Below are 13,654 nucleotides of genomic sequence, written 5' to 3' on the forward strand. Positions count from 1 at the left end.
TCCTCCCATCGGGCACTCGTAGCGTGGGCGGCATGGACTCCGACACCACGCGCATCGCTCGGCTCGAGCAGCAGGTCGACTGGCTCTTCGCCCAGGCGGGCTACGAGCCGCCGAACGGCACGATGCCCGCGCCGTCCGGGGCGCCGTGGCCCTACCCGGTCTCGCCCGCCGTGCTCGGGCTCGCGCGCGAGGGCGATCTCATCCGGGCGATCAAGCAGCAGCGGGCCGAGTCGGGGCAGGGGCTCAAGGAGGCGAAGGACGCCGTCGAGGCGGCCATGGACATGGTGCACCGCGGCGTCTGACGTCCGCCGAGCACGGCGACGCCGCACCCCTTGCGCGTGCGTGCCGCAGGCGTAGCATCGCGCGCATGAGCGTCATCGCGACGAAGGCTCTCGAGAAGCGGTTCGGCCGCTCGGTCGCGCTCGACGGCGTCGACCTCACGGTCGAGCAGGGAGAGATCCACGGGTTCCTCGGCCCGAACGGGGCGGGCAAGTCGACGACGATCCGGATCCTGCTGGGGCTGCTGCGCGCATCCGGCGGCGAGGCGACCGTGCTCGGCATGCACCCGTGGCGGGATGCGACGCGCATCCACGAGCGCCTCGCATCCGTGCCCGGCGACGTCACGCTGTGGCCGAGCCTCACGGGCGGCGAGGCGATCGACGTGCTCACGCGCATGCGCGGGCAGCGGCCGCCTGCCCGCGACCGGGCGAGGCTGCTCGACGCGTTCGACCTCGACCCGACGAAGAAGGGCAAGGCGTACTCGAAGGGCAACCGTCAGAAGGTCGCGCTCGTCGCCGCGTTCGCGACGCCCGCCGACCTGTACGTGCTCGATGAGCCCACGAGCGGCCTCGATCCGCTCATGGAGGAGGCGTTCCGCGCCGAGGTGCGCCGCGTCGCCGACGACGGCGCGACGGTGCTGCTGTCGAGCCACATCCTGTCGGAGGTCGAGCAGCTGTGCTCGCGCGTCTCGATCATCCGCGCGGGCCGCATCGTCGAGGCCGGCTCGCTCGCCGACCTGCGGCACCTGTCGCATACGCAGGTGTCGTGGGAGGGGGAGTCGGGGTCGGATGCGGGCGCGCCGGGCCTCGCCGACGTCGCCACCCGCGGTGGTCGCGTGGTCGGCTCGCTCGCGCCCGAGTCGGTGCCGACGTTCCTCGTGTGGGCGGCGCAGCGCACGCTGCCGGGCCTCACGATGCAGCCGCCGAGCCTCGAGCAGCTCTTCCTGCGCCACTACGGCTCGACCGACGCTGCACCGGACCACACCCACGGCCGCCACGCCCGCACCGACGACCCCGAGCGTTGACATGCTCCGCGGCACCGGTCTCCTCGTCGCCGCCCGGCTGCGGCGCGACCGCTTCACGCTCATCCTCTGGACCGTGCTCTTCGCCGGCCTGTGGGCTGCCGTGGGTGCCGGCCTCGGCTCGTCGTTCGACGCGCAGGCCCGCTCGCAGCTCGTCGCGCTCATCGCCGCCGACCCGAGCCTGCGCATGCTGCGCGGCGCGCCCGCGGGCACGAGCCTCGGCGCCGTCATGGCGGTGTCGACGCTCGCGTACGTGGGCGTGACGATCGCGCTCATGGCGACGTTCCTCGCCGTGCGGCACACGCGTGGCGACGAGGATGCGGGGCGCGCCGAGCTCGTGCGCTCGACGCCGATCGGTCGGCTCGCCCCGCTCGTCGCGACGGCGATCGCGGGTGCCATCGAGGTCGCGATCGTCGCAGCGGGCCTCGCCGCGGGCTCGCTCGCGATCGGGCTCCCCGCGGAGGGATCGGCGCTCATGGCCCTTGGCGTGCTGCTCACGGGCGTCGCGTTCGTGCTCGTCGGGCTGCTCGCGGCGCAGGTCATGCCGTCGTCGCGCGGCGCCAACGGGTTCGCGGCGGCGATCGCGGGCGCGGCGTTCGTCGTGCGCGGCGTGGGGGATGCGCTCGCCGACGCGGGCGACGACCTCGCGCACGTCGCGTCCGCGTGGCCGTCGTGGCTGTCGCCGATCGGCTGGATCACGCAGACGCATCCGTTCGCCGACCCGTCCGACAGCGCGGGTTGGGCGCCGTCGTGGACGCCGCTCGCGCTCTTCATGCCGCTGCTCCTCGTGCTCGCCGCGGTCGTCGTCGCGCTGGAGTCACGCCGCGAGCTCGGCGACTCCCTCGTGCGCGAGCGCGGCGGCCGCGCCCGAGCGCACGCACTGCTCGGCACGCCCCTCGGCCTCGCCGTTCGGCTGCAGCGCGGTGCAGCGATCGGCTGGATCGTCGCCGCGACCGTCGTCGGCCTCTTCATCGGCCGTGTCGCGCCCGTCGCCGCCGACGCGTTCGAGTCGAATCCCACGCTGCTCGCTCTCGTGCAGGCGCTCGGCGGCACGGCCGACGACACGATCGACACGTTCGTGCACGCCCTCGCGGGCATCGTCGCGCTCGTCGCCTGCGCCGCGGTGCTGCAGGGCGCGACGCGGATGCGCTCGGAGGAGCTCGCGCACGGCGAGCAGGTGCTCGCCACCCGCACGTCGCGGCTCGGCTGGTTCGGCGCGACGCTCGCGGTCGCGCTCGTCGCCGGCGTGCTCGTGATGACGGCGTTCGCGGCTGCGGCATCCGTCTCGCTCGCGTCGTCGGATGCCGCGCGCACCGGCACGGTCGTGGCGATCGCGGCGTCGATGCTGCCGGCGCTCGGCCTCTACCTCGCGGTCGGCGCCCTGCTCGTCGCGGTGCTGCCGGGCGTGGGCGCGTGGCTCGGCTGGGTGCTGCTCGTCGTGCCGATGCTGCTGGGGGAGCTCGCGCCGCTGTTCGGCGACGACCTCGACTGGCTGCAGGACGTGAGCCCCTTCCACCATCTCGCGAACCCGCTCGCCAGCGACCCGGACTGGGCGGCGTCGTGGTGGATGCTCGGCGGCGCGGCCGTGGCGCTCGGCGTCGCGCTCGCGGCGTTCCGGAGGCGGGACGCTGCGGTGTGAGGCGTGCGGCGCTCGAGCCGGCTAGCGGGTCGCGCCCAGCACCATCCACGCATCGGACCGCGCCCGGAGGCCGAGCGTGAGCGCGCGGGCGCCGAGGTAGCCGATCGAGAACGCGAGCCACACGACGGCGAGGGCGGCCGAGCCGTGCGGCACGGCGGGCAGCAGCGCGAGCAGCAGCAGCGGCAGGTACGCGCCGAGGTTCACGATGCCCGTCCACGCGAGGTACCGGGCGTCGCCCGCGCCGATGAGCACGCCGTCGAGCACGAACACGAACCCGGCGAGCGGCTGCGCGAGCGCGAGCGGCACGAGCGCCCAGGGCAGGATGCCGATGACCGTCGGGTCGGACGTGAAGACCCCGCCGACGACCCACGCGAGGGCGAGCATGGCGCCGCCGAGCACGCATCCGCTCACCAGCCCCCAGCGCACGAGCCGGCGCGTGATGCGGCGCGCGAGGGCGGCGTCGCCCGAGCCGAGCGCCTTGCCGAGCATCGCCTGCCCGGCGATCGCGAGGGCGTCGAGCGCGAACGCGAGGGTCGAGAACAGCGCGAACGCCACCTGCGTCGCCGCGAGCACGTCGGTGCCGAGTCGCGTCGCCACCGCGGTCGTCGCGATGAGCGCGACGCGCAGCGACAGCGTGCGCAGCAGCAGCCACACGCCGACGCCCGCGACGCGGCCGACGGCGGCGAGCGACGGGCGCAGCGACACCCGCTCGCGACGCGCCTCGCGCACCGCGAACCACAGGAAGAACGCGGCCATGCCCCACTGCGCGATGACGGTGCCGATCGCCGAGCCGGCGACGCCGAGGTCGAGGCCGTAGATGAGCAGCACGTTGAGCGCGGCGTTCGCCGTGAAGCCCGCACCTGCGACGACGAGCGGCGTGCGCGTGTCCTGCAGGCCGCGCAGCAGGCCGGTGGCGGCGAGCACGACGAGCATGGCGGGCAGGCCGAGGATCGAGATGCCGAGGTAGGTCGCCGCGTGGCCCGTGACGTCGGGTGCGGCGCCGAAGAGCGCGACGAGCGGATGCGCGAGCGGCACGGTGAGCAGCAGCACGGCTCCGGCCACGATCGCGAGCCAGATGCCGTCGATGCCCGCGCGGATCGCACCGGGACGGTCGCCGGCGCCGAGGCGCCTCGCGACGGCGGGCGTCGTGCCGTAGGCGAGGAAGATCAGCAGTCCGACTGCCGTCTGCAGCACCGTCGCGCCGATGCCGACGCCCGCGAGCTGCGCAGCGCCGAGGTGGCCGACGAGCGCGGTGTCCACGAGCAGGAACGCGGGCTCGGCGATGAGCGCACCGAGCGCCGGCAGGGCCAGCGCGACGATGTCGCGATCGAGGCGTCGCCGCTCGTCGCGCGTCGATGCGGTCGCCGGGCTCACGATCCGAGGCTATGCCCGGGCGCCCACGCGCTGGTCGAGGAGGTCCCGAGCCGCAGGCGAGGAGCCGTCACGAGACCGCGCGGCATGCCCGCTCGACGCGACCGCGCGCATGGCTGGGCAGGAGCCGCGGTCGCGTGGTCTCGTGACGCGTGCTCGCTGCGCTCGCGCGCTCCTCGACCAGCTGGCGGGGAGGGGGCCGTCCTCGCAGCTGGTCGAGGAGGCCCCGAGCCGCAGGCGAGGAGCCGTCACGAGACCTCGCGACGTGCCCGCTCGACGCGACCATGCGCGTGGCCGGGGAGGAGCGGCGGTCGCGTGGTCTCGTGACGCGGGCTCGCCCTTCGGGCTCGCGCGCTCCTCGACCAGCTGGTGACGAGGTAGCCCGACGGAGTCAGAACCGCGTCGGGCCCACCGTCTCGTAGCGGTGCCACACGCCCAGCGGACCCGTGCCCGACACCTCCCACGCGCCGATCGTGCGCGCCTTGAAGGTCGCGGGGTTGTGGGATGCGACGGTGCGGGCGTTGCGCCAGTGCCGGTCGAGCGCGCGGGTGCGCTCGGTGGCCGACGCCCCGCCGACCTCGAAGAGCCGCGTCGCGGCGTCCGGCACCGCATCGGTGGCGAGCACCTGCGCCTGGTAGACGGCGATCTCGGCCTCCTCGAGCAGCCGCGCATCCAGCGACGACCCGGGTGCCGCCGACGCCGCGGCGACGTCGAGCGCGCGCGCCGCCTCGAGCACCGCCGCCCGCACCGCGAACGCCGTCGTCGAGAGGCGGCCCACGACCTCGAGCACCTGCGGGTCGTCGGCGGGCCGTGCCGTGTTCGCATGCACGTACGAGCGCTCGCGCGGCCGCACGAAGTCGGCCGCATCGCGCACGACGGCCTCGGCGATGCCGGCGAGCACCGCCACGAGGTGCAACTGGTAGAACGCCTGGATGTGCGTGAGCGGGCCGGCGCCGTACGTCGCGAACTGCGACGCGTCCACGGGCACGCCGTCGAACACCGTCGTACCCGAGGCGGTCGCGCGCTGGCCGAAGCCATCCCAGTCGTCGCGGATCTCGACGCCGGGCGCATCCGTCGGCACCGCGAACGTCACGCGTGCGTCGCCGTCGGCGGCCGCGAGGTACACCCAGTCGGAGTAGAGGGTGCCGGTCGAGTAGAACTTGCGGCCGTCGAGGCGCCAGGCGCCGTCATCGTCCTGCGACACCCGCGTCGAGATGTCGGCGAGCGTCGTGCCCGTGAGCTCGCTCGTCGCGTTGCCCACGAGCGCGCCGTCGGCGATGCGCGAGACCCACGCATCGCGCTCGGTACCGGGCGCCCGCCGCAGCACGAGCTCCACGAATCCCGCGTGCGAGCGCAGCAGGTGGCCGACGTTCGCGTCCGCCGCCGACAGCGCGATCGTGAGCGCGACCGACTCGGCGATGGAGGCGCCGAGTCCGCCGTCGGCGACGGGCAGGCGCACGCGTCCCACGCCCGCGTCCGCGAGCCGGCGCACGAGGTCGATCGGCAGCTCGCGGTCGAGCTCGCGCTGCACGGCGCCTGCGCGCACCTCGTCGATGAGCTCGGCGAAGCGATCGACGATCGAGTCGGCCACGACGGGGCCCGCGACGCTCACGAGAACGCTCCGCGCCACTGCCGCGCCGGATGCGTCGCGGGCAGCTGGTCGTGGCCGAAGATGCGCGACCGCAGCGTGCCGGGCGTCTCGGGGTGCGGCTCGGCGAGGCCCCGCTCGCGCAGCACGGGCATGACGTGGTCGACGAGCTCCTCGAACGAGCCGGGGATCGTCCAGTTGATGACGTTGATGCCGTCGACGCCGGCGTCCTGCCACGTCTCGAGCTGGTCGGCGATCTGCTCGGGCGTGCCGACGACGCGCGAGCGGATGCGCGCCGACAGCGCTGCGAGGTCGCGGATCGTGGGCTCGCGGTCGCCCGCAGCCTCCTTGAGCCACTGCAGATGCGACTGGTTCGTCTGCGTCCTCACCTGCGAGAGCGGGGTGTCGGGGTCGAGCTGCGCGCCGGTGTCGGGGTCGAAGCCGAGGTTCGAGTGCACGAGGAAGCCGTCGGGCGAGAGCCACTCGTCGATCTCGGCGGACTTCCGCTGCGCCTCCTCCTCGGTCGAGCCGATCACGAACGCGAGGCCGAGGAAGAAGCGGATGTCGTCGCGGGCGCGGCCGACGGCCTCGACCTGGTCGCGGGTCGACGCGATGAGCTCGGCGGTCTTCTCGGGCGTCGACGACAGGATGAACTGCGCCTCGGCGTTGCGGGCCGCGAACGTGCGACCGGCGACCGACGACCCGGCCTGGAACAGCACGGGCGTGCGCTGCGGCGACGGGCGCGACAGGTGCGGCCCCGCGACCGAGTAGCGCTGCCCGACGTGGTCGATGCGGTGGATGCCGCGGGCATCCGAGACGACGCCCGCGGCCTTGTCGGCGCGCCAGGCGTCGTCGTCCCACGACCCCTCCCACAGCTTCGTCACGACGTCGACGTACTCCTGCGCCCACACGTAGCGCTCGTCGTGCTCCTCGAGCCGGTCGCTGCCGAAGTTGCGGGCGGCGCCGTCGAGCGCGCTCGTCACGACGTTCCAGCCGACGCGCCCCTTCGTGAGGTGGTCGAGCGTCGAGACGCGGCGGGCGAACTCGAACGGATGCGCCTGCAGCACCGACGACGTGAACGCGAAGCCGAGGTGCTCGGTCGCGGCGGCGAGCGCCGAGATCAGCACCGACGGGTCGCCGTTGGGGATCTGCAGCCCCTCGCGCGCGTTCAGCGTGTAGTCGCCGCCCGCGGGGCCGTAGAGGCCCACGACGTCGGCGAAGAACATGGCGTCGAAGCCGCCGCGCTCGAGCGTCCTCGCGAGGTCCACCCACAGGTCGAGCTCGTCGAAGCGGTGCTGCTGCGCATCGGGGTGCCGCCACAGGCCGTGCTGGATGTGCGAGACGGTGTCCATGACGAACGCTGCGTAGCGCAGCGGCGGGCGATCGGGCACGGCTCCTCCTCCTCGCGCGGCGCTCGCGCGACCCGACCAGCCTGTCGAAGGCCCGAGACCGCGTCACGTCGCATGACGGCGTGTGACGTCCCGCGACATGACCGCGTTGCATCCGGCGTTGCAAGAGGGTTCGGTTGCCTGCGACCCGACCGCAGGAGCCACCCATGTCCCAGACGACCAGCGCGAAGCCCGAGCGCACGACGCAGCAGCGCCGCCGCCGCGTGCTCGCCGCATCCCTCGTCGGCACCACGATCGAGTGGTACGACTTCTACCTCTACGCGCAGGCAGCCGCCCTCGTGTTCGGCGCCACGTTCTTCCCCGAGACGACGCCCGCCGTCGCGCTCATCGCCTCGTTCGCGACCTACGGCGTCGGCTTCCTCGCTCGACCGCTCGGCGGCATCATCGCCGGCCACCTCGGCGACCGCATCGGCCGCAAGCAGCTGCTCGTCGGCTCGCTGCTGCTCATGGGCGTCGCGACGCTGCTCATCGGCCTGCTGCCGACGTACGCGCAGATCGGCATCTGGGCCGTCGTCGCGCTCGTGGTGCTGCGGCTCGCGCAGGGCCTGTCGGCCGGCGCGGAGTGGGGCGGATCCGCGCTGCTGTCGGTCGAGCACGCGCCGGCGGGGCGCCGCGGATTCTTCGGCTCGTTCACGCAGATGGGCTCGGCGGGCGGGCTGCTGCTCGCGACCGCATCCATCTGGGGCGTGCAGGGCATCCTCGGCACGGAGGCCTTCCAGGAGTGGGCATGGCGCATCCCGTTCCTCTTCTCGGCGGTGCTCGTCGTCATCGGCCTCGTCATCCGCCTCGGCGTCGAGGACGCCCCGGAGTTCCGCCAGATCAAGCAGGCGGGTGCCGTGCGCCGCTACCCGGTGCTCGAGGTGCTGAAGCGCCACCCGCGCGGCGTCTTCGTGACGATCGGCCTGCGCCTCGTGCAGCCCGCATGGTTCTCGATCCTCACCGTCTACTCGCTCACGTACCTCACGAATGCGCGCGGCGACTCGGCCGTCGGCATCCAGTCGCTGCTCATCGTCGGCGCCATCAGCCTCGTCTCGACGCCGCTGTGGGGGTGGCTGTCCGACCGCTGGGGTCGCCGCCGCATCGCGATCGGCGCCGCGCTCGGCATCGGCGTCGCCGTGTGGCCCTTCTTCGCCTTCCTCGACCACGGCCCGCTCGCGCTCGTCTGGCTCGTCTTCCTCGTGGGCATGAACCTGCTGCACGACGCGATCTACGGTCCGCAGGCCGCGTGGTTCGCCGAGCAGTTCCCGACCGACCTGCGCTACTCGGGCGTCTCGCTCGGCTACCAGGTGGGCTCGATCTTCTCGAACGGCCTCACGCCGCTGCTCGCGGTCGTGTTCGTCGAGCTCGGCGGCGGCAGCCCGTGGATCCTCTGCGTCTTCATCGGGGTCTACGCCGTGCTGACGTCGATCGCGGCGATCTTCGCGAAGGACGGCGGCTCCGATGACGTCGAGCTCGCCGCCTCCGACGACGTCGAGGCGGAGCTCGACGCGCTCGTCGAGGGCGAGGGCGCGGAGCTGCGCGCCTGAGGCCAGGGTCAGGAGCCGTGCAGGCATCGCGTGCACGGCTCCCTTCGCATCAGCGGCGGACGGATGCCGCGAAGGCCAGCTTGTCGACGACGTCCCGGGGGAGCGTGAAGGGATACGCGTCGCCCTGGCCGAGCGAGCGCTGCACGACGTTCATCGCGGTCGCGAACGGCAGCCAACGGTCGAGCAGCACGTCGCGGAACGCGGCCTCGGGATCGAGCGGCGGGATGAGGTCGAACGCGACCGCCGTCTCGAGCGCGTCGGTCGCATGCAGCACGTGAGCCCAGCACTCGGCGAAGTCCTCGTAGGGATGCATCGTCGCGTACGCGCTGAGGTAGCGCTCGCGCCATCCGTCGGGCGGCCCCTCCTCGTAGTGCCGATCGATCGAGGCCTGGTAGTCGTCGCGCTCGTCGCCGAAGAGCGTCCGCGCCTCCTCGATCCTCGGCGTCGACTCGACGAGCTGCCACTCGACGTAGTGGCCGCTCTCGTGCCGGAAGTGGCCGAGCATCGTGCGGTACGGCTCGGCGAGCCTGGCGCGCATGCGCTCGCGGTGGCTGTCCTCGCCCTCCGCGAGGTCCATCGTGATGACGCCGTTCGCGTGCCCGATCGTCACGTCGTCGTCGACGCTCGAGAGCATGTCGAAGCGCAGCGGGGCGTCGACGCCGATGGGTACGCCCGCCTGCGCGAGGTCGCGCAGCACATGGCGCTTCGCGCGCTCCGCGACGGGCAGGAGTCGCAGTCCGCTCGCATCCGAGTCGTTCGGTCGCGTGCGCGTGAGCACGCAGCTCGCGCACAGCGCGCCCTCGTGCTCGGCAAGCCAGGTGCAGCCCGCGAGCTCGGCGTTGGCGCAGCGCGCGAGGCCGTCGCCGAGGACCACGACGTCGTCGCGCTCGAGCACGTACCCGAGCCGCGTGCCGCAGCGCAAGCACGAGGTCGAGTCGAAGAACACCTCGTTGCCACAGGTGTCGCAGTGGAATCGACGCATGGGGGCTCCCGTCCCGGTCGCCGGCATCCGGGCCGTCGGGCCAGGGCGGCGATCGGCGGCGATCGCATCGTCGACGGTAGGCGCTCTGCGCGCACGACGGGGTGGGTTGCGCGACGACCCCAGCGTGGGCAAGGCGGCCGAGAGCGATCGTGACGGCATGCGTCACGCCGTGATCCAGTCGTCACGAAACGGTCACAGACGTTGCCTAGGATGCCTGTACCCCTCAGGGTGAAGAAGATTCGTCACCACTCTCGGAGCGTGCGCATGAGCGATGCCCTGTCCACCACATCCGAGCCGGTCGCGCAGCGCCGCCGACGTGGGCTCGCCCTCGGCACGCAGGCCAAGCTGCTCGTGATGCTGCTCGTCGTGAGCCTGGTCTCGTCGATCGCGATCGGCGTCATCGGCGTCGTGAACGGCCGGGGGTCGTTGCAGGATGCCGCGTACGACCAGCTCACGGCGATCCGCGAGCTGCGGGCCGACGCGATCGAGTCGGAGTTCTCGCGGCTGCAGACGGGCGTGCAGCTCGACTCGCGCAACGCGAGCGCCGTCGAGGGCGCCCGCGCCTTCATCGATGGCTTCGAGCAGCTCGAGTCCGCGCCGATCGACCCCGCGCTCGAGCAGCGGCTGCAGGGGTTCTACGACGACGAGTACATCCCGGCGCTCGAGGCCCGCACGGGTGAGCAGTACGAGTCGGAGTCGTTCGTGCCTGCCACGAACGCCGGTCGCTACCTGCAGGCGAACTACACGTCGTCCCGCGGACTCGACGACTTCGACGCCGCACTCGAGGCGCACGACGCCGGCGACGGCTCCGCGTGGTCGGCGGCGAACGCGCAGTACGGGCCCTACTTCACGGGGCTCGTCGACGCGCTCGACTACGAGGACGTGCTGCTGCTCAACCTCGACGCCGAGGTGGTGTTCTCCGCCTACCAGAGCGTCGACCTCGGGCTCTCGATGCGCCGCACGGTGTTCGAGGGCTCGGCGCTCACGCGCGCCTTCGACGAGGTGCTGCAGTCGGGGTCGCTCGATGCCGTCGTGACGACGGACTTCGAGCGCTATCTGCCGTCGCTGGGCGTGCCGACCGCGTGGGTCCTCTCGCCGATCGGCGACGAGTCGGAGCTCATCGGCGTGCTCGCGGTGCAGGTGCCGATCACGCAGATCAACGCCGTCATGACGGGCGATCGCCAGTGGGCGGAGCAGGGGCTCGGGCAGACGGGCGAGGTGTACCTGGCGGGCTCGGACGGCCTCATGCGCAGCGAGTCGCGGCTGCTCGTCGAGGATCCCGACGCCTACGCCGACGCCGTCATCGCCAACGGCACGTCGGTCGCGACCGCGGAGCGAGTGGTGGAGGTCGCGGGGACGGTGCTGCTGCAACCCGTCGACGACGAAGGGGTCCAGGATGCGCTGCGTGGCGAGTCGGGCGTCGCCGAGACCGCCGACTACCGGTCGGGGTCGAGCCTCGTCGCCTACGCACCCCTCGACATCGAGGGGCTCGACTGGGTCATCGTCGCCCGCATCGACGCCGACGAGGCGTTCGCGCCCGTCTCCGACTTCACGCGCACCGTGGTGCTGTCGATCCTCGGCCTGCTGCTGCTCGTCAGCATCGTGTCGCTGCTGCTCGCGCAGGTCTTCACGCGGCCCATCGGCAAGCTCGTCGGCGCGGTGCGCCAGGTCGCGGGCGGCGACTACACGGTGCAGGTGCCCGTGCGGTCGCGCGACGAGTTCGGCGACCTCGGCACGGCGTTCAACGAGATGGCGACGAGCCTGCGGCTCAAGCAGGACCTCATCGACCAGCAGCAGGACGAGAACGTGCGTCTCATGCGCACGCTCATGCCCGACTCGGTCGCCGAGCGGCTCAAGGGTGGCGACGAGGCGATCGCCGAGCGTCACGAGAACGTCTCCGTCGTGTTCGCAGAGCTCGTCGGCTGGGAGGACCACGCGCGCGGGCTCGCCCTCGAGGAGGAGGTCGCGCAGCTCAACTTCCTCACGCGCGGCTTCGACGAGGCAGCGAGGAAGGCGGGCGTCGAGCAGGTGCGCACGCTGCGCGGCGGCTACCTCGCGAGCGTCGGACTCGAGGTGCCGCGCGTCGACAACGCCCGCCGCGCCGTCGACTTCGGCATCGAGATGCGTGCCGTCGTCGAGCGGTTCAACGCGCAGCACGGCACGAAGGTGGCGCTTCGTGCCGGCGTCGACACCGGCACCGTCACGAGCGGCCTCGTCGCCCGCACGAACCTCGCCTACGACCTGTGGGGCGACGCCGTGAGCCTCGCCTACAAGGTGCGCACCGTGACGGGCGAGCCCGGCGTGTACGTGAGCGACGCCGTGCACGACCGGCTGCGCGACACCGTCGAGTTCACGAACGTCGGCACCGTCGACGTCGCGGGCACGGCCAAGTCGGTGTGGAGGGTCGGATGATCGACGACGTGCTCGCCGCCGACTGGTTCGGCTGGGCGGTCGCCCTCGCGCTCGGCGTGCCGATCGTGCTCGTGGTGCTGACGGAGGTCGTGAACCACCTGCAGCGGCGCGGGCACGCGGCCGCGAAGCCGCTGCGTCTCCTGCGCAACTGGGTCGTGCCGGTCGGCGCGCTCCTCGCGCTGCTCGCGTTCGCGTTCCAGTCGCCCGCCGACCAGGTGTGGGTGCGCATCGTCGCGACCGTGCTCGGCTTCCTCGTGATCCTGCTCGTGCTGTCGGCGTTCAACGTGGCGCTGTTCTCGCACGCCGAGGAGGGGTCGTGGCGGCAGCGCATCCCGACGATCTTCATCGAGATCGCGCGGCTCGTGCTCGTCGTCGTCGGCCTCGGCCTGCTGTTCCAGTGGGTGTGGGGCGCCGACGTCGGCGGGCTCATCACGGCGCTCGGCGTGACGTCGATCGTCATCGGCCTCGCGCTGCAGAACGCCGTCGGCGGCGTCATCTCGGGCCTGCTGCTGCTGTTCGAGCAGCCGTTCCAGATCGGCGACCACCTCGACGCGGCGGGCGTCTCGGGCCGGGTCGTCGAGGTGAACTGGCGCGCGAGCCACATCGACACGGGCTCGGGCATCCAGATCGTGCCGAACTCGACGCTCGCGGGCGCCTCGTTCACGAACCGCTCGCGACCCGCGGGGCCGCACCACGCCTCCGTCGACGTCGTCTTCTCGACCGACGATCCGCCGCACGAGGTCATCGCGCTGCTCGTGCGCGTCGCGTCGAGCCTGCCGATGCTCGCCCCGGGCGAGACGCCGTCGGCGTCGTACACGGGCAAGGGCGGCTTCTCGGTGTCCCTGCCGGTGCAGGGGCCCGGCCTCGTCGGCGCTGCGACGAGCACGTTCCTCGGTTGGCTCTGGTACGCGGCGCGCAGGCAGGGCTTCGCGCTCGACGGCGATGCGAGCGACCCGATCGCCGAGCCCGGCGTGCTCGAGCGCGCCATCGCCGACGTCGCACCGTCGCTGTTCGCCGACGAGGAGGGCAAGGCGCTCCTCGCCGAGCACGCCCGTCTCGAGCGCTGGGGCGTCGGCGAGACCGTGCAGCCCGCCGGCGTCGTGCCCGACACCGTGCGGTTCGTGGTCGACGGCCGGGCGCAGATCGTCGCCTCGCACGGCGCCGGGCTGCTCGAGCTCGGCATCGCCGAGCGCGGCGCGGCCATCGGCCAGACGGCGCTGACGCGCGAGCCGGCCGTCGCCGCCACCGTCGCCCAGTCCGTGCTGACCACGCTCACGGTGCCGCTGCCGACGCTCGACCGACTCGTCGCCTCCGCGCCGCGGCTCGCCCAGGAGATGGGGCGCACGATCGACGCGACGAGGCAGTCGATGCGCGACGCCGTCGCAGCCTCGACCGGCTCGTCGCTGCCAGGGAGCCGCTCCTAGACT

At 73.0% G+C, this 13,654-nt stretch carries 10 protein-coding genes; 6 read left to right on the forward strand and 4 right to left on the reverse strand.

Going from position 1 to position 13,654, the window contains the following annotated elements; genetic code table 11:
* Positions 1-32 precede the first annotated feature (32 nt).
* The 3 genes from FS793_RS12755 to FS793_RS12765 all read left to right on the forward strand — a co-directional run bounded on the left by FS793_RS12755 (position 33) and on the right by FS793_RS12765 (position 2,939).
* Complete coding sequence (locus FS793_RS12755; RefSeq protein WP_144720894.1) at positions 33-302, forward strand: ribosomal protein L7/L12; 270 nt, start codon at positions 33-35, stop codon at positions 300-302.
* 65 nt (positions 303-367) lie between these two features.
* Entirely contained in the window at positions 368-1,303 is a 936-nt protein-coding gene (locus FS793_RS12760; protein WP_144720895.1) for an ABC transporter ATP-binding protein, read from the forward strand.
* A 1-nt stretch (position 1,304) separates the two neighbouring features.
* A complete protein-coding gene (locus tag FS793_RS12765) occupies positions 1,305-2,939 on the forward strand; it encodes an ABC transporter permease (protein WP_144720896.1) in 1,635 nt (544 codons plus the stop codon).
* A 21-nt stretch (positions 2,940-2,960) separates the two neighbouring features.
* Here the strand turns inward: FS793_RS12765 and FS793_RS12770 are convergent, their stop codons facing one another.
* From FS793_RS12770 to FS793_RS12780, 3 genes are all read right to left on the reverse strand, one after another.
* Positions 2,961-4,313, reverse strand: a complete 1,353-nt coding sequence (locus FS793_RS12770) for an MATE family efflux transporter (protein ID WP_260980161.1) — start codon at positions 4,311-4,313, stop codon at positions 2,961-2,963.
* A 388-nt stretch (positions 4,314-4,701) separates the two neighbouring features.
* Positions 4,702-5,922, reverse strand: a complete 1,221-nt coding sequence (locus tag FS793_RS12775) for an acyl-CoA dehydrogenase family protein (RefSeq protein ID WP_144720897.1) — start codon at positions 5,920-5,922, stop codon at positions 4,702-4,704.
* Positions 5,919-7,289, reverse strand: a complete 1,371-nt coding sequence (locus FS793_RS12780) for an LLM class flavin-dependent oxidoreductase (RefSeq protein WP_144720898.1) — start codon at positions 7,287-7,289, stop codon at positions 5,919-5,921. The genes FS793_RS12775 and FS793_RS12780 overlap by 4 nt, the downstream gene beginning before the upstream one ends.
* A 164-nt stretch (positions 7,290-7,453) precedes the next feature.
* Between FS793_RS12780 and FS793_RS12785 the strand changes: the two genes are divergently transcribed.
* Positions 7,454-8,833 (forward strand): MFS transporter, encoded by a 1,380-nt coding sequence (locus FS793_RS12785; protein ID WP_144720899.1) that lies wholly within the window; start codon positions 7,454-7,456, stop codon positions 8,831-8,833.
* Between the two features lie 49 nt (positions 8,834-8,882).
* On the opposite strand, the gene FS793_RS12790 is transcribed toward FS793_RS12785, so the two are convergent.
* Positions 8,883-9,815, reverse strand: coding sequence for a zinc-binding metallopeptidase family protein (locus tag FS793_RS12790; RefSeq protein WP_144720900.1), 933 nt, complete (start codon positions 9,813-9,815; stop codon positions 8,883-8,885).
* Between the two features lie 264 nt (positions 9,816-10,079).
* Here FS793_RS12790 and FS793_RS12795 point away from each other — a divergent pair, with 264 nt between their 5' ends.
* Positions 10,080-12,227: an adenylate/guanylate cyclase domain-containing protein gene (locus FS793_RS12795; protein WP_186329509.1), complete on the forward strand. Its 2,148-nt coding sequence runs from the start codon at positions 10,080-10,082 to the stop codon at positions 12,225-12,227.
* On the forward strand, positions 12,224-13,651 hold the full coding sequence (locus FS793_RS12800; RefSeq protein WP_222123756.1) for a mechanosensitive ion channel domain-containing protein: 1,428 nt from the start codon (positions 12,224-12,226) through the stop codon (positions 13,649-13,651). The genes FS793_RS12795 and FS793_RS12800 overlap by 4 nt, the downstream gene beginning before the upstream one ends.
* Positions 13,652-13,654: the final 3 nt, after the last annotated feature.

Origin of the sequence: Agrococcus jejuensis (assembly GCF_007679035.1) — a bacterium.
GTDB classification, from domain to species: domain Bacteria; phylum Actinomycetota; class Actinomycetes; order Actinomycetales; family Microbacteriaceae; genus Agrococcus; species Agrococcus jejuensis_A.